The 16,417-nt window shown below is 73.8% G+C and carries 13 protein-coding genes; 8 read left to right on the top strand and 5 right to left on the bottom strand.

Features of this window, described 5'->3' with window-relative positions; all coding sequences use genetic code 11:
• The first annotated feature begins 26 nt into the window (after nt 1-26).
• From OIE69_RS32670 to OIE69_RS32655, 4 genes are all read left to right on the top strand, one after another.
• Nucleotides 27-536, top strand: coding sequence for a DUF6643 family protein (locus OIE69_RS32670; protein ID WP_018562685.1), 510 nt, complete (start codon nt 27-29; stop codon nt 534-536).
• A gap of 60 nt (nt 537-596) precedes the next feature.
• Nucleotides 597-1,433 carry an MOSC domain-containing protein gene (locus OIE69_RS32665; RefSeq protein WP_326577850.1) on the top strand — a complete coding sequence of 279 codons (837 nt, stop codon included), beginning with the start codon at nt 597-599 and terminating at the stop codon, nt 1,431-1,433.
• A gap of 135 nt (nt 1,434-1,568) precedes the next feature.
• Nucleotides 1,569-2,177 carry an Rv1733c family protein gene (locus tag OIE69_RS32660; RefSeq protein ID WP_326577849.1) on the top strand — a complete coding sequence of 203 codons (609 nt, stop codon included), beginning with the start codon at nt 1,569-1,571 and terminating at the stop codon, nt 2,175-2,177.
• A 167-nt stretch (nt 2,178-2,344) separates the two neighbouring features.
• A complete protein-coding gene (locus tag OIE69_RS32655; RefSeq protein ID WP_326577848.1) occupies nt 2,345-4,777 on the top strand; it encodes a right-handed parallel beta-helix repeat-containing protein in 2,433 nt (810 codons plus the stop codon).
• On the opposite strand, the gene OIE69_RS32650 is transcribed toward OIE69_RS32655, so the two are convergent.
• Nucleotides 4,747-7,047, bottom strand: coding sequence for a hypothetical protein (locus OIE69_RS32650; protein WP_326577847.1), 2,301 nt, complete (start codon nt 7,045-7,047; stop codon nt 4,747-4,749). The two genes, OIE69_RS32655 and OIE69_RS32650, sit on opposite strands and share 31 nt — an antisense overlap.
• A gap of 248 nt (nt 7,048-7,295) precedes the next feature.
• Between OIE69_RS32650 and OIE69_RS32645 the strand changes: the two genes are divergently transcribed.
• Both OIE69_RS32645 and OIE69_RS32640 read left to right on the top strand, forming a co-directional pair.
• Nucleotides 7,296-8,159 carry a DeoR/GlpR family DNA-binding transcription regulator gene (locus OIE69_RS32645; RefSeq protein ID WP_326577846.1) on the top strand — a complete coding sequence of 288 codons (864 nt, stop codon included), beginning with the start codon at nt 7,296-7,298 and terminating at the stop codon, nt 8,157-8,159.
• A 25-nt stretch (nt 8,160-8,184) separates the two neighbouring features.
• A complete protein-coding gene (locus OIE69_RS32640; RefSeq protein ID WP_326577845.1) occupies nt 8,185-8,661 on the top strand; it encodes an SRPBCC family protein in 477 nt (158 codons plus the stop codon).
• A gap of 15 nt (nt 8,662-8,676) precedes the next feature.
• On the opposite strand, the gene OIE69_RS32635 is transcribed toward OIE69_RS32640, so the two are convergent.
• The 3 genes from OIE69_RS32635 to OIE69_RS32625 all read right to left on the bottom strand — a co-directional run bounded on the left by OIE69_RS32635 (nt 8,677) and on the right by OIE69_RS32625 (nt 12,567).
• Nucleotides 8,677-9,876 carry a hypothetical protein gene (locus OIE69_RS32635; protein ID WP_326577844.1) on the bottom strand — a complete coding sequence of 400 codons (1,200 nt, stop codon included), beginning with the start codon at nt 9,874-9,876 and terminating at the stop codon, nt 8,677-8,679.
• A gap of 99 nt (nt 9,877-9,975) precedes the next feature.
• Entirely contained in the window at nt 9,976-11,376 is a 1,401-nt protein-coding gene (locus tag OIE69_RS32630) for a hypothetical protein (protein ID WP_326577843.1), read from the bottom strand.
• A gap of 93 nt (nt 11,377-11,469) precedes the next feature.
• Entirely contained in the window at nt 11,470-12,567 is a 1,098-nt protein-coding gene (locus OIE69_RS32625; protein ID WP_326577842.1) for a PLP-dependent cysteine synthase family protein, read from the bottom strand.
• 158 nt (nt 12,568-12,725) lie between these two features.
• Here OIE69_RS32625 and OIE69_RS32620 point away from each other — a divergent pair, with 158 nt between their 5' ends.
• Both OIE69_RS32620 and OIE69_RS32615 read left to right on the top strand, forming a co-directional pair.
• Nucleotides 12,726-13,034 carry a hypothetical protein gene (locus OIE69_RS32620; RefSeq protein WP_326577841.1) on the top strand — a complete coding sequence of 103 codons (309 nt, stop codon included), beginning with the start codon at nt 12,726-12,728 and terminating at the stop codon, nt 13,032-13,034.
• Nucleotides 13,035-13,224: 190 nt separating this feature from the next.
• Complete coding sequence (locus OIE69_RS32615; RefSeq protein ID WP_326577840.1) at nt 13,225-13,782, top strand: ATP-binding protein; 558 nt, start codon at nt 13,225-13,227, stop codon at nt 13,780-13,782.
• A gap of 65 nt (nt 13,783-13,847) precedes the next feature.
• On the opposite strand, the gene OIE69_RS32610 is transcribed toward OIE69_RS32615, so the two are convergent.
• A complete protein-coding gene (locus OIE69_RS32610) occupies nt 13,848-16,379 on the bottom strand; it encodes an ABC transporter permease (protein WP_326581490.1) in 2,532 nt (843 codons plus the stop codon).
• Between the last annotated feature and the right edge of the window lie 38 nt (nt 16,380-16,417).

Here is a 16,417-nt window from a genome sequence, read left to right as displayed (position 1 = left end):
CACATCGTGGGCTTAACTTATGGGCTATGACCTCCCCCCGCGGTTCTTACGGCGGTGGCTACTACACGTCGCCGTTCTTCCCCGACACCCCGATCTACGACAGCCTGGTCGCAGAGCGGGGCACCCCCCAGATCGCGCCGATCCGCGTCCCGTCCGCGTACGAGACCACCGGCAGCAATCTCCCGGCCCTGCCGGCCGCGCTCCCCGCGCTGCCCGCCGGTCCCTCCCACCACTCCTCCGCGCCGAGCACGCCGTCGTACTCCGGCTACTCGGCGCCCGGTTACCAGCAGCCCCAGCTGCAGCAGGCGCCGGCGCCCTACATCCCGCAGCAGGCCACCGCGCCCCGGCCCGCGGCCTTCAACGGCGGGTACCAGACGCAGCAGGCCCCGCAGCAGTACCAGGGCCCGGCCGGCTACGAGCAGGTGCGTCCCGCCGCGGCCCCGCGTCCGGCGCCGCCGCGCCCCGTGGCGCCCACCGGCTACGACGAGCAGCCGTACCAGCGGCGCAACCTCGGCCAGGGCTACTACTCGGGCTGATGCCCACGGGCGGCCCGGTCCCCGCCGACGGGTGACCGCGCCGCCTGGCACGATGGCGGAATGACGACTCCGACGCCGACACCGCGCCTCAGCGCACTGCACGTCCACCCCGTCAAGTCACTCGGTGGACAGCGGTTGTCCGAGGCAGCGGTGGAGCCGTGGGGGCTCGCCGGAGACCGCCGGTGGATGCTCGCCGACGCTGCGGGACGATGTGTCACGCAGCGCGAGCAGCCCCGGCTGGCCCTGGCGCGCGCGGAGTCGTCCCCCGGCGGTGGGCTGCTGCTCACCGCCCCGGGGATGCCGGTGCTGGACATCGCCGTACCGGGACCGTCCACGACGGTCCCGGTGCACATATGGGGCGACAAGGTGGAGGCCGTGCCCGCGGGAGAGGCGGCCGCCGCCTGGTTCGCCGGGTACCTGGGGATGGAGGTCACCCTCGTCCACCTCGACGACCCCGGCCGCCGCCGCCCGATCGACCCCGACTACGCACTCCCCGGTGAGACCGTCGGCTTCGCCGACGGCTTCCCCCTGCTCGTGACGACCGAGGCCTCGCTGGCCGCCCTCAACGCGCTGATCGCCGCGGGCGACCACCCCGGGGAGGGGCCGCTGCCGATGGACCGCTTCCGTCCCAACGCCGTGATCGCGGGGACCGACGCCTGGGCCGAGGACACCTGGACCCGGATCCGCATCGGGGAAGTCGAATTCCGCGTCGTGAAGCCCTGTGGACGTTGCGTGGTGACGACGACGAACCAGGACACGGCGGTCCGCGGCCGGGAGCCGCTGCGCACCCTCGCGCGCCACCGCAGATTCGGGGGCAGACTGGTTTTCGGACAGAATCTCGTGCCCGTACGACCCGGAACACTCCGGGTGGGCGACGCGTTGTTGTCAGTGGAGTAGACGCGTCCCGAGACCGCGGCACGGTCCGGGCCCCGGCGGGTGCCGGCGTGAGATGGCCCCCTCCCGCCCGTTCCATGCCGCGCATGTGCCGTGCCATGTGCGGTACTTGGACGGTGACAGGGGGTGCGACGACCGATGACGGCCACGCACGTGCGGTGGTGGCGTTGGCGGAAGAACAGGCTGCGCCGCCGTTCCGACGTGTTCGAGGCCTGTGCGGGAGTCGCGGCGGGCTGCGCCATCGTCCTGGGGGCGCCGGCCGCGGGGCTGACGGCCGGGCTGGCCGTGGACCACTCCCTCCAGCACACCGTCAGCGTCCAGCACGCCGACCGCACGCAGGTCGCCGCCGTGGTGCTCAAGGCCGGACCGCGTGAGGCAGCCGACCCCGACCCCGAGTCCGGCCGCGTCCGCGAGGAACGCCGTGACGCCGTGGTCCGCTGGACCGCGCCGGACGGGCACGTCCACACCGCCCAGGTGCGGGTGGGCGCCGCCCACGACAAGGGCGATCACGTCACCATGTGGACCGACAAGTCCGGTGCCGTGCCCGCGCCCGCGCCCCTGGACTCCCGCTCCGCCACCACGCACGCGATGCTCGCCGGCATCGGCACCTTCCTCGCCGCGAGCGTGGTGGGGTTGATGGGGCGCCAGGTGCTCATGTGGCAGCTGATGCGCCGCAGGCTCGCCGAGTGGGAGCGCGAGTGGGCCGCCGCCGGCCAGAGCTGGGGCCGCGCCGGAGCGGGCGGCTGACCACACCGGGTACGCACGCCGGTGCCTGCGATCATCCGCAATCGGCCTCATCCGGCCGGATCCATCAGGTGATCCATCAGCATCTGGGTGCTGGCGCGCGCCCGGCGCGCGCTACCGTGGAGGCCCCCAGGTCGGCGCAGTGCAAGAGGACGGGGCAGAGCATCTCCATGGCACAGGGCGTGGTTCAGGTGACGCACACCAGCAGCTCGCGGTGGCGCCGCCGCACGGGAGAGTACGAGAGCCTCGCCGCGGCCCTGGATGCGGCCGCCGAAGGCGACGTGCTCTCGGTCAACCCCGGGACCTACCGGGAGAACCTCGTCGTGGAGAAGGTCATAACACTCCGCGCGGCCGAGGGGCCGGGCTCCGTGCGGATCGCCCCGCCGGCCGGTGTCGCACTGACCGTCCGGGCCGCTGCCACGGTCCAGGACCTCTCCGTCGAGGGGCAGGACACCTCCGCCGCCGCCCTGCTCGTCGAGGGCGCCACGCCCGAACTCACCGGACTGCGGGTCAGCACCCGTTCCGCGGTGGGCATAGAGGTCCGTGACGGGGCGCGGCCGACCGTGCGCCGCTGCACCGTGGACAACCCGGCCGGGCTCGGGATCAGCGTCCTGGAGGCCGCGGGCGGCCTGTTCGAGGAATGCGAGGTGGTGGCCGCCGGTCAGACCGGCATCTCGGTGCGCGGCGGCGCCTCCCCGCGGCTGGAACGATGCCGGGTCCGCAACGCCTCCGGCGCGGGAATCTCCCTCACCGGGGAGGGCACCGTGGCCGAGGCGGTCGGCTGCGAGGTGTACGAGGTCAAGGGCACCGGTGTACAGGTCGCCTCGCGCGCCGCCGGACACCTCACCGAGTGCCAGGTGCACCGCACCACCGGCGACGGCATCACCCTGGACACCGACGCGGTCCTGACCCTCTCCGACTGCGACATCCACGACGTGCCCGAGAACGCCGTCGACCTGCGCTCCCGCGCGGTCCTCACCCTCACCCGCACCACGGTGCGGCGCTTCGGCCGCAACGGGCTGTCCGTCTGGGACCCGGGCACCCGGGTGGACGCCAACCAGTGCGAGATCCACGACAACCAGGGCGACTACCCGGCGGTCTGGGTCAGCGACGGCGCGGCCGTCGTCCTCGACTCCTGCCGCGTGCACGACGTGCCCGACGCCCTGTTCGTGCTCGACCGGGGCTCGCGCGCCGACGTCGTCGACAGCGACATCTCCCAGGTCCGCAACACCGCGGTCTCCGTCAGCGACGGCGCCACCGTGCAGCTCGACGACTGCCGTATCCGCGAGGCCTCCACCGGCGCCTGGTTCCGCGACCACGGCAGCGGCGGCACCCTGTCGGCCTGCACCATCGACGACACGGCGACCGGTGTCATCGTGACGAAGGGCGCCGACCCCACGTTGGAGCGCTGTGTCGTCACCAACCCGGCCGAGGCCGGGTTCTACGTCTCCGCGGGGGGCCGCGGGACCTTCACCGGCTGCCGGGTCACGGGCAGCCGGGGCTACGGCTTCCACATCATCGACGGGTGCCGCTCCACGCTCACCCGCTGCCGCACGGAGCGCTGTGCACGCGGCGGTTACGAGTTCGCCGAGCCGGGCCCGGTGACGGAGGACTGCACCGGGGATCAGAGCGGTGAGCGCCGCACCGTGCCCGAATCGTCGGGTGTGCCCGCTCCGGCGGGCGAACGGCAGCCCGCGGCCGCGTCGTTCGGGCTGCTCGGCGGGCTGCCCGTGGCACCGACCGGCGCCGCCGAGGCGGCGGCCGTGCCCGCCCCGTCCCCGGCCGGGGACACCCGGCCCTCGGACGAAGTCCTGGCCGAACTCGACGCGCTGGTGGGCCTGGAGAACGTCAAGCGGGAGGTGCGCTCCCTGATCGACCTGATCGCGGTGGGCCGCAGACGCCGCGAGGCCGGGCTCAAGGCCCCCTCCCCGCGCCGCCACCTGGTCTTCACCGGCTCCCCCGGCACCGGCAAGACGACCGTCGCCCGGCTCTACGGCGAGATCCTGGCCGCCCTGGGCGTGCTGGAGCGCGGCCACCTGGTGGAGGTGGCCCGCGTCGACCTGGTGGGCGAGCACATCGGCTCGACGGCCATCCGCACCCAGGAGGCCTTCGAACGTGCGCGGGGCGGGGTCCTGTTCATCGACGAGGCGTACGCCCTCGCCCCCGAGGACTCCGGCCGGGACTTCGGGCGGGAGGCGATCGACACCCTGGTGAAGCTGATGGAGGACCACCGCGACGCCGTCGTGGTGATCGTCGCCGGCTACACGGCGGAGATGGAGCACTTCCTGTCCGCCAACCCCGGTGTCGCCTCCCGCTTCTCGCGGACCATCACCTTCGACGACTACACCCCGGTCGAACTGCTGCGGATCGTGCGGGCCCAGGCCGAGGAGCACGAGTACCAGCTCTCCGAGGACACCGGCGAGGCGCTGTACAAGTACTTCACCGCGATCCCCAAGGGCCCGGCCTTCGGCAACGGCCGCACCGCCCGGCAGACCTTCGAGGCCATGGTCGAGCGCCACGCGGGCCGGCTCGCCCGGATCAGCGAGCCCAGCCATGAGGAGCTGCAACTGCTCTACCCCGAGGACCTCCCCTCGCTGCCCTGACCCTGCACGGGCAGCGTCCCCTCCGTGTTCCGGTGGAGCCAGCCGAGCAGCGCGCCGCGCTCGGCGGCGAAGGCCGGATCGGCCTGGTAGTCGAAGTGGGTCAGCAGGGGCGCGGGCAGCGGGTGTTCCTCCGTCCGCCCGTACGCCGCGGGATCGGGCAGCGGCGCGCGGTCGACCGGTGGCCCGGGCTCGTCGAGGTGGACCGGGCCGCCGATGGGATCCGTACGGCGCCACAGATTGCGCCAGGCGTGCAGCTCACCGTGGAGCGAGGTCAGGGCGGGGGGCCCGAAGTAGGCCGGGAACCACCGCCCGTACAGCCGTCCCAGCGGAGAACCGTAGGTGAGCAGGGCGATCCTCGCCCGGGTCGCCGGATCCAGCTGCCAGACCGCCGCCGCGGCCAGGACGCTCCCCTGGGAGTGCCCGGAGAGGATGATCCGGCCGCGGTGCGCCCGTGTCCAGGTCGTCATGCGCCAGGTGAGGTCGGGCACGGCGCGCTCGGCGTAGCAGGGCGGGGCGAAGGGGTGCGCGGCACGGGGCCAGAAGGTGCCCACGTCCCAGAGGATGCCCACGGTGCGGCGCGCCCCGGCGTCGCGGTAGGCCCTGCGGCCGAGCGCGATCAGGGCGACCACGCCGGCGCCCACCAGCCAGGAACCGAGGCTCTGGGCGGTCTCCGCGACCGTGCGCACCCATCCGGGCGCGCCCGCCCCGGCGCGCCCGGGGACGGCACCGCTCAGCCAGGCGCCGGCGAGCGCCCCCGCGCCCAGCAGAAACGCCACGATCCCGACGACCCCGATGAACAGGGCGGCCTGGTCGGTGAGTTCTGCCCTGGCCCGGGCCATGGCGATCTGGCGGCTGCGCGCGGGCTCGTGCTCCTCGCCCGGGTAGTCGGCCTCCACCTTCGGCACCAGGGCCCGGGTCCGGCGCAGCAGCCGCCTGCCGCGCACGACGACCACCACGGCCAGCACCAGCAGCAGTACCGGGATCGCCGAGGCCTGCCAGGACAGCAGCACGGGCGGCCCGGGGACGAGGCCGCCCCCGCTGCCGGGCGTGGCACCGCGGTCGAGCCAGTCCGCGACCCGCTGGGCGATCCCTCCGGTGAGCACCCCGCCGAGGGAGCACGCGAGCAGGCCCACGGCCGGTCCGCCCAGACCGCGCAACTCCGCCCGGCCGCCGCCTGAGCGGTGCATCAGATGGGCGACGCACACGAGCGCCACGAGCAACAGCCCCTGGGTGAGGGCGAGCCAGCCGAAGGCCTCCCCGGACGGCAGCCGCCCGACGGCGCTCCAGCCCGGCCGGTGCCAGCAGGCGTATCCGGCCGCGGCCAGCAGCGCGGCGGCCGTCCCGCCGAGCATCACCCGGGCCAGCCGTGGATCCAGGGCCTCGTCCGGCGCGTGCTCGCTGCGTCCCATGCCGCAGGTCACGGCGACCACCGCGACCGTCAACCCGGCCAGGGCGCCCGTCAGCAGCCAGCCGACGGCGGTGAGTATCCGGATCCCGCCCACGTCCATGTCCCGCTCCAGCGGGGGGACGACCAGCGCGACCGCCACCGTGAGCAGCCCGGCCGCCGTGTGGGCCGCGCGGAGCCGGGCCACCAGCCGCCGTCCGTACCAGAAGCCGCGCCGCGCCAGCGGTGTGACGTCCGGCCCCTCGCGCTCGTCGGGATGCTGGCCGGGCAGGGGCCGCTGGGACTCGTAGGCGTACCAGGTGCGCCGGGAGAGCCACCACAGCAGCAGGGTCAGCCCGGCGGGCAGCGCGGCCCCTGCGGCGATCCGGCGCCCCGGCTCGCCGGCGGCGAGGAAGGAGAGCCGGCTCTTGCCGCCCGCGCAGGCGGCGTTGCCCGCGCACTGCCAGGCCACCAGGTCCATCGCGACCTCGCAGGCCGCGGCCACCAGCAGCACCGTCAGGGACAGCGCCAGCAGCCGCACCAGCACGTCGTACGCCCGGTCCATGCCCGGCCGGGAGACCGGCGGCCGCATCCAGTGCGCCAGATTGGCCACCATGAAGGGGAGCAGGAGCAGCCAGAGCGCGCGACTGGCGTCCCCGGACGTCAGATTGCACCAGGAGTAGGCGTCGGGCACCGGGCCCTCGCCGTACTCCTGCGAGCGGCGTTCCGCATCGACGTCGGCGGCACGCCGGTAGATCCCGGCGGTGTCGTCACCGCAGACGCGCGAGATGCGCGGGTCGTTGAGCATCGTCTGCGGTGTCGTCCCGCCGACGCCGTGGACCAGCAGCTCGAGCGACAGCTCCGTCCGTACCGTATCCGACCGCATCGCGATCGCCTCCCGTACTTTCCCCGTGGCGCGCGTACGGCGTCGCGCGTATTCAGAATCGGGCACACGTACCAGTACTGGACAGAGGTGTTCACGAATGCCACCCGAACGTGTCACACGCGGTGCGTGTGGGACCGGTCACCCCGCGCCCTTCACCCCCCGTCCCGCGGGGGAGGTCGTGGAAGGATGGCCGGACTGCCGGTCCGGGCAGCATCGGGATCACATCAGAGGATGGGACGGGACCTCGGGTGAGCGACAACCAGAACCTGCTCGCGGAGCAGCGACGTGCGCTGATCCTGGACGAGGTCCGGCGGCGCGGCGGGGTCCGGGTCAACGAGCTGACCCGGAGGCTGAACGTCTCGGACATGACCGTCCGCCGCGACCTCGACGCGCTCGCCCGTCAGGGCGTGGTCGAGAAGGTCCACGGCGGCGCCGTGCCGGTCGCGCCGGCCAGCAGCCACGAGCCGGGCTTCGAGGCGAAGGCGGGCCTCGAACCCGGGGCCAAGGAGGCCATCGCCCGCGCCGCCGCGCGGCTGGTCACCCCCGGCAGCGCCATCGCGCTCACCGGCGGCACGACGACGTACGCGCTCGCCCACCACCTGCTCGACGTGCCCGGCCTCACCGTGGTCACCAACTCCGTACGGGTCGCCGACGTCTTCCACTCCGCGGCCCGCGGCGCGGCCGCAGGCCGCGAGGGCGCCGCGACCGTCGTCCTCACCGGCGGTGTGCGCACCCCCTCGGACTCCCTGGTCGGCCCCGTCGCGGACCGGGCGATCGGCTCGCTCCACTTCGACCTGCTCTTCCTCGGCGTCCACGGGATCTCGGTCGAGGCGGGCCTGTCCACCCCCAACCTGGCCGAGGCGGAGACCAACCGGCGCTTCGTCCGCTCCGCCCGCCGGGTGGTCGTGATCGCCGACCACACCAAGTGGGGCACCGTGGGCCTGAGCTCCTTCGCCACGCTGGAGGACGTGGACACCCTCGTCACGGACGCGGGCATCCCCGAGGTGCTCCGGGCGGAGATCGCCGAGCACCTGTCGGACCTCGTCGTCGCCGGCGAGCCGGGGGACCCCGAGCCGGGCACCGGCACGGCCGAGGACACCGCAGACAACTGACGACTCATCAACTAACGTACGGCGCATGACGCGCCGACTGCGCCCCACACGCCAGGTGGACCTGGACTTCCTCGTCTCAGCGCCGCTCCGCCTCGTCTTCGCCGCCGACGCGGCGGCGCCGCCCGACGCCGTCCACACCGCTCTCGCCAAGGACACCAAGGGCTGGACGGCCTGGTTCGACGCCGTCACGGCCGCCGTGCCGACCGTAAAGGGCCGCACGGTCGGGCTGCGCGGAGGAATACGCTTCGAGGAGACGGTCCTCGCCGACGAACCCCCGCGACGCTTCGCCTATCGCGTCGACGCGACCAACGCCCCCGGCCTGCGCGCCCTGCTGGAGGAGTGGGCGCTCTCCCCCACCGCGGCCGGCGGCACCCGTGTGCGCTGGACCTTCGCCGCCGACGGCCCGCCGGCCCTGCGCGCCCTCCTGCTCATGTCCCGGCCGGGCCTGGGCCTGTCCTTCCGCTCCGCGGTCCGCTCGCTGGACCGCCGACTGGCCTCCTGAGCGCGTCCGGGGGCCTCAGGTGCGGGAGACGGTGCCACAGTCCCCGGACCCGGTCCGCTCGGCCGCGAGGTCCCTGCTGCGGTCGTAGGGGTCCACGGTGGGCCCCGACCGATCGGCGTCGCCACCCTGCGGGGCGTCGGAGGCGAACCGCGGGTGGAGCCAGCCGTCGTGGACGGAACAGGCCGAGTTGGCGATGTCGTCGTCGTACCGGGTGACCGCGAACTTGCCGGGGGTGACCCGGTAGCGGGACGGGTCGGGGAACTCCACGTCCAGAATGCGGCGGATGATCGTCCGGGCGACCTCGGTGGATCCGGACCCCGCCTTCACCACGGGGTACACGAAGGTGTAGTCGGCGTGGACGACGACGGCGCGGTCCTTGCCCTTCGTGAAGGTCATCCGGCCGCGGGCCTTGACCACGTCTCCCGCCAGGGCGACTTCGGAGGGCTTGAAGCGCACCGCGAGCCGCAGCGGGTCGTTCTTCTCGGTCGGCTCGCGGAAAGCCGTCTCGAACCGGGTGCGCGTCTCGCGCTGGCTCGGATCGAGCATCCCCAAAGCGGCGTCCGGCCGTTCGCCCCGAAGCGTCGCGGGGTCGAGGTTGGTGTCGACCAGGTACGCCTTGACGTTCTTCAGGGCCGCCGTCACCTGCGCCGACGTCATCCAGCCGGCCGACCGCGCCTTCGGCGGGACGATCCCCGCGGCGCCGTCGGCGTACTGCTTCGCCGGAGAGCCGGCGAACGGGTCCTGGAGCGTGGGCGTGTCGGGGAACGGCTCCTTCGAAGGGGCGCTCGTCGGCTCCGCCGTCTCCATGGGGAGCGGCGTGGAGTCCGGGGCCGCGCTGCCGTCGCTGCCGCGCATCGAGTCCAGCGCCCAGCCCGGGTTCAGGGCGAACAGCAGCACCCCGACGGCGGCGAGGACACCGATCAGCCCGAGCCAACGGCGGCGCCGGTGGCCGCGTTCCTCGACCCCGTAGACCGCGGGGCCGGTGCGCCAGCCCTCCGGCCGCGCGGGCGGCGGGTTGCCGCGCCCCCAGCGCTTGCCCCGGCGCGCCGCCTCCTCGTCCTGCTGCCGCAGCCGCTCGGTGACCATACGGGCGCGCGCGGAGGGTTCCTTGGGCGCGGACGCGCGGATCTCCGCCTCGGAGTCCTGTACGAAACGGTCCCAGACGTCGTCGGGAATGGAGGGGACGTCGTCGGGGGACGGCGGGGAGGTGGTCACCGGAGGCTCTCTCACAAGGGCGGGCTGACAGGACTTTCTATAACCGAACACAGGTTCCCCACAAGTCCCGTCGGCCCCGCCGCGCCCGCGATCGGCGCCTCAGCGGTATTCCGCGAGCCGCGGCCGCACCCCCACGAACACGAGTACCGCCGCGATGCCGAGGAGACCCGCGGGAACGGCGGGCCAGCCGTCGAGCCCGGAGCGCGCGGCGTCCGTGCGCGAGACGAAGTCGGCCTGCTCGTCCCGGGCGAGGGCGTCCAGGGTGGTCGCGAAGTCCCAGAAGTCGAAGCCCACCTCACCGCGGCCGACGTCCGTGAGCACCACGGCCGCCTCGTCGATCCGCTTGCCGGCCATCAGCTCCACGAGCTTGCGGTCGTCCGCGCGGAAGTGCCCGTAGCGCTCGTTGACGTCGGCGTACGCGGGGCGCTCGTCCGCCGAGGCCCAGCCCCCGGGCACGAGCAGTCCCTCCAGCCGCCGGTTCAGCGAGTCGAGTTCGGCGCGCTGCTGCGGCTCGGCGCCGTTGACGAGCCACCGGCTCTGTGTGGCGGCGGCCTCCGCGGCGACGGCGCGGGCCTGCGCGAGCCGCGACCAGGGGCGCAGTCCGTCCCGGGTACCGGCGTCGAGGTCGGCGGCGGCGCCGGTGAAGGAGGCCACCCCGGCCAGGGTGACACCGATCGCCACGGCCGTCGCGGCGGCCAGCGCCGGGTTGAGCACGCGACGGTAACGGCGCGCCAGGTCGCGCTGCCACCACAGGAGTACGGCGACGGCGGCCAGGCCGAGGACGCCGACGGCCACGGCCGAGCCCATGGCGGCGTCCCGCGCGGCGCGTGAGGCCGCGACGGCCTGCGCGTCGTAGGCGTTCGCCAGCGTCGCGACCTTGGGCAGCAGATGGCTGCGCATGATGTCGCCCGCCTCCGCGGAGAAGGCGACGGCGACCGCCGGGGGGTGGCCCGCGGCCCGCTCGTGGTGCTGTTCGTCGACGTAGGCGGCACGGCCGCCGGCGTCGTCGTAACGCCCGAGCAGGTCGAGGATGCCGCGCACCTGCGCGGCGTGGGCCTCGTCGCCGCCGAGCTGCCGCAGGAGGTCGCTGGCCTGGGCACGGCGCTGCTGCGCGGTGATGAGCGCGAGGAGCCGGTTGCCGACCGACACCTCGGGGTCGTCGGCCGCGTGCCCGGGCACCAGCTGGTTGGCGCGCTGGGCGTCCAGGTCCGCGAGGGCGAAGCCGAGTTCGGCGGCGACGGCGGCGCGGTGCGCGGACGTGCCGCGCAGCCGCTCCGCGTCCGACCGGACGGCGACGGCCCCGACGACCACGGCGAGGCACAGGGCGAGGACGGCGACGAGTGCGGCGGTCGCCTGGACGACCAGCCGCGCCGGAGGCGGCATGCGCCGGCGCCGGGCCCGGACGGGCGGCACCGGCGCCCGGGGCGCCGACGGTGCGGACGCACCGGGCGCGGGAGGCGTCGGCGCGACCGCCGGAGGCGCCACTTGAGAGATCGTCATATCGGGACGCTAAGAGCGCCCGGAGAAGGGAAGGCGGTACTCCGGCGGACCTCGGGTGACCACGGCGTAACAGAACGGAACGGACGGACCGGGTCAGTCCGGCCAGGCCGCCGTCGCCAGGAAGGCGTCGATGGTCACGGCGTACGGCCCGATGTCCAGGCCCTGTTCGGCAACCCAGGCATCGGAATAGTACTTGTCCAGGTACCGGTCGCCGGGATCGCACAGCAAGGTGACGACACTGCCCGTGCGGCCCGCCGCGGCCATCTCCGAGACGATCTTGAACGCGCTCCACAGTCCGGTCCCCGTCGACCCGCCGGCCTTGCGCCCGATGGCCGCCTCCAGGGCGCGTACCGCCGCCACGGAGGCCGCGTCCGGCACCTTCATCATCCGGTCGATGGCACCGGGCACGAAACTCGGCTCCACCCTGGGTCGGCCGATGCCCTCGATCCGTGAACCCCGTTCGCAGCACACGGCGTCGTCGCCGCTCACCCAGCCGTCGAAGAACACCGAGTTCTCCGGGTCCGCGACGCACACCAGGGTGTCGTACTGCATGTAGTGGACGTAGCGGGCGATCGTGGCCGATGTGCCGCCGGTGCCGGCGGTCGCCACGATCCACGCCGGGCAGGGGTTCCGCTCCAGGCGCAGCTGCTGGTAGATCGACTCGGCGATGTTGTTGTTGCCGCGCCAGTCGGTGGCGCGCTCGGCGTAGGTGAACTGGTCCATGTAGTGGCCGCCGCTCTCCTCCGCGAGGCGGGCGGACACCTCGTAGACCGTCCGCGGGTCGTCCACCAGGTGGCACCGGCCGCCGTGGAACTCGATCAGCCGCTGCTTCTCCCAGCTGGTGGTGCGCGGGATGACGGCGATGAACGGCACGCCGATCAGGGCGGCGAAGTACGCCTCGGACACCGCGGTCGAGCCGCTGGAGGCCTCGATGACCGGCTTGTCCGGCCGAATCCAGCCGTTGCACAGGCCGTAGAGGAAGAGCGAGCGGGCGAGGCGGTGCTTGAGGCTCCCGGTCGGGTGGGTCGACTCGTCCTTCAGATAGAGGTCGATGCCCCAGGCATCGGGGAGCGGGAAGCGCAACAGATGGGTGTCGGCGGAGCGGTTGGCGTCCGCCTGGACCTTCCGTACGGCCTCTTTGAGCCATCTTCGGTAGTCCGGGTCGGTCCGGTCCACGTCGACGGTGGACATGGCCTCCGTCGTCCTCTCACGGTCCGCGCGGTCACCCTTCCCGTTGCCGCTCACCTGCGCCGCCTTCCCTTCGCGCCTGTGTCCCGATCATAGGCAGACGCTGGTGCGGCGCCCTCCGGAGCGGGCAGACTGCGACCGGACGAAGGAGGGGATGCGCCGTGGCCGAAGCGGAGTTCAGCGCCACAGGGGTACGGATCGGACGGCGGCTGAGGTCGCTCACCCGGGGCGGGCAGGTCGTGATCCAGGACGGCCGCCTGGTGCTGCTCACCAGCCGCGGGCGGGAGATCGACAGTGCGCCGGTGGAGGACGTCCACGCCCTGACCCCGCGTTTCGCGGTGCGGCGCCGCACCCTGACCCGGCTCAACGGCACGGGCTACTTCCTGACCCTGCGCAAGCAGGGCACGGCTTCGGCGGGCCGCTTCCTGGACGCCCTGCGAACCGCCCGGGAGCGGGTCGCGCGTCGTTGACGCGAACGGAACGGCACTCTCCGCGTTCACGGAGTTGCGGTAAGCATCCATCGGGGTGATCCTTGAGTGGCGTCACGGAGTCACTGCAGCAGTCACTCACAGCAATCCCGCAAAGGTGTTCCCATTCCATGCGGGCGGGGCATGCCCCGGTCACAGGGGCGCGCCCTCCACCGCGGAGGGAGTCGCAGCCGTGATCAGCTCAGAAGGCAGTAAGCGGCAGTGTGCTCTGGAACTTGAGGCACTGCCGTCCCGGATCCAGCAGGTACGCCGTATCGTCGCCGCTCAGCTGCGGTACTGGCGGCTGGACCCCCTGACCGACCCCACTCTGCTGGGTATCACCGAACTGCTCGGCAACGTCCACCGGCACGCCCGGCCGGACAAGCGCTGTTCCGTCGAGCTGAGCTTCGCCTCCGGCTGGCTCACCGTCGCCGTCTCGGACAACGATCCGCGCCTGCCGCGGGTCCGCGAGTTCGAGCCCCTGGCCACCTGCGGCCGCGGCCTCGCCATGGTCGTGTCGATGAGCGACTGCTGGGGCACCGAGACCCTCAACGACGGTGGCAAGGTCGTATGGTTCACGCTCCGGGCCGAGGCCACCGTCTCGCCCAGGGCGATGACCGAGCAGGTGTCGGCGGCCGTGGTCCGCAAGGTCGCCCCGCGGACGCTGCCCGTGCTCCCCGAGACGCCGGAGGCCTGGCCGCCGGTGCTCGATCGTCTGGTCCCGGCAGCGGCCGAACCGGTTCTGGTCTGACGCGCGGCCGCCGCACCCCTCGAGGGGCACGGCGGCCGTGGCCCTCCGGGCCGTCGTCGGCGGATTCATTCCGCGGCGATGGCCCTCAGTACGTCCAGACGCGCCGCGCGCCGGGCCGGGCGCCATCCGGCCAGGACCCCGGCGACGAGCCCGACCAGCAGCACGACCGCGAGCCGGCCGGGCGGCACCGCGAAGGCACTCGTGCCCGCGGAGTCAGAGGCCTTGACCAGCGCCCAGCCGAGGAACGCCCCGAGCGCCAGGCCGCCGGCCGTGCCGAAGGCGGCCACCAGGACGGACTCCCAGCGGACCATGGCCCGCAACTGACTCCTGGTCTGCCCGACCGCCCGCAGCAGCCCCAGTTCGCGGGTGCGTTCGTGCATCGCGAGGGTGAGTGTGTTGGCGATGCCCAGCAGCGCGATGAGGACGGCCAGCGCGAGCAGCGCATAGACCAGCGTCAGCATGATGTCCACGCCCGAGGCGGCGGATTCCGCGTACTCCTCGCGGGTCTGCACCTCGGGGTCGCCGTATCCGCGGGCGACCTCTTCGACGGCTGCCCGTCCGTCGTCCGGCGCGACGCCGTCCTTGAAGGCGACGGCGACGAGGGTGTCGGAATCCTGCACCTTGTGCGGTGCCCAGGCGGTACGGGTGACGATGTAGTCGCCGCCGAGGCCGGCCTCCCGGTAGACGGCGCGCACGGTGAAGGACCTGCGGGTGCCGTCGGCGAAGGCCAGCACCATGGTGCTGCCCGGCCCCCAGTGGTGCTTGTCCGCTTCCTGACGGGAGACGGCGATGCCGTCCCGGCCGAGGCCGCTCAGCGATCCGTCGACGGCTCCGAGATCGAGCACCCGGGTCAGGGCGACGGGGTCGGTGACCGTCAACTGCCGCCCGCCGCCGTCGACTTCGGCGACGCCCTTGCCGAGCCCGACCGCCGTCGCCACCTCGGGCAGCCTCCCCACGGCGGGCGCGAGCTTCGGGCTGAGACCGCCCGCACCGGCGCCGAACCCCGAGGCCGTCACGGCGACGTCGCCGGCGAACGAGCGGTCCACGGTCCGGTCCATGGTGGCCTTCAGCGAGGCGCCGAAGACCGTGAAGAGCGACACCACGGCCACGCCGATCATCAGCGCGGTGGCGGTGGCCGCGGTGCGCTTCGGGCTGCGCAACGCGTTGCGCCGGGCCAGCGCCCCGGTGACACCGCGCAGCCGCGCCAGTGGTGCGCCGAGGACGCGTACCGCGTACGACGAGGCGACCGGCCCCAGGACGACGAACGCGACGACGACGAGAGCGGCTCCCGCGGAGGTGAGCCACACCTGGGGGGTGCCCGCCGCACCCGCCGCGGTCGTCGCGGCACCGGTTGCCGCCAGTGCCGCCCCCAGCAGCGCCCGTCCGCGCGACGCACCGGAGTGGTCGACCGCGGTCTCTCGCAGCGCGGCGAGGGGCGCCGTCCGGCCGGCCCGGACGGCGGGCAGCACGGCCGAACCCGTGCACACCAGCAGGCCGACGCCGAGCGGTACGGCCATCGCGGTGGCGCCGACGACCAGTCCACCCTCCGGGAAGGGGAATCCGACAGCCGGGAACAGCGCCTGGAGCCCGGCCGCGATGCCGATCCCGCCGAGGAGCCCGGCGGCCGAGGCGACCAGCCCCACGGCCACGGCTTCGGCGAGGGTCGAGCCCAGCACCTGGCGCCGGGACGCGCCGAGCGCCCTCAACAGGGCGTTCTCCCGGGTGCGCTGGGCGACGACGATCGCGAAGGTGTTGTGGATGCTGAAGGTCGCCACCAGCAGGGCGATCCCTGCGAACACCGTCAGCAGGGTCGTGAACAGCGACAGGAACCGCCCCGAGACCTGGTCGAGGTTCTCGTCCGTGGCCTGCTGCCCGGTGACCGCCTCGACGCCGTGGGGCACCACGCCCGCGACACGCCTCGCCAGTTCCTCCTGGCCGACGCCGGGATCCGCGCGCACCTTGATCGTGGACGCCCGGCCGGGACCCGGCATCAGCCGGCGCTCGGCGTCGGCGCGGGTGAGGCCGGTGAAGGTCGACTGGCCCATGCCGTCCTCGCCGCCGAAGGTGACCAGCCCCACGATGGTCACGCGCAGCGGATCGGGGGTGCGCAGCACAGTGGTGTCCCCGATGCCCAGCCCGCCCTTCTCGGCCGCGGCGCGGTTCACCACGGCCTCGCCGGAGGCCCTGGGGGCGCGGCCCTCGGCGAGGGCGTACGGGTTGAGCCCTGCGTCGTCGATCCAGTTCCCGGCGAGAGTGGGCGGACCCTGGCCGCCGACGGGCTCGCCGTCCCGGCCGACGAGCTGACCGGCGCCCTCGATGGCGGGCGCGACGGCCGCCACTCCGGGCACGGAGCTCAGCCGCTTCACGAGCGCGGTGTCCACGGGTTCGCGGGTGCCCTGTCCCTCCCCGGGGACGGTGACGACGTCGGCGCTGCGGACGACGACGTCGGTGCCGCTGTTGGCACTTGCGAAGAGTGTGTCGAAACTGGCGCGCAGGGTGTCACCCATCACCATGGTGCCGGCCAGGAAGGCGACACCCAGGAAGACCGCCAGGAAGGTGCCGGCGAACCGCCGCTTGTGGGCCCTCAGGGAGGACATGCTCAGCCGCAGCGACGCGCGGGCCGGTCCGGTCGGCG

The sequence above is a fragment of the Actinacidiphila glaucinigra genome (assembly GCF_035918135.1).
In the GTDB taxonomy this organism is placed as follows: Bacteria; Actinomycetota; Actinomycetes; order Streptomycetales; family Streptomycetaceae; genus Actinacidiphila; species Actinacidiphila glaucinigra.
Note: the sequence above shows the minus strand (reverse complement) of the source record. Positions and strands in the feature narration are given on the sequence as shown.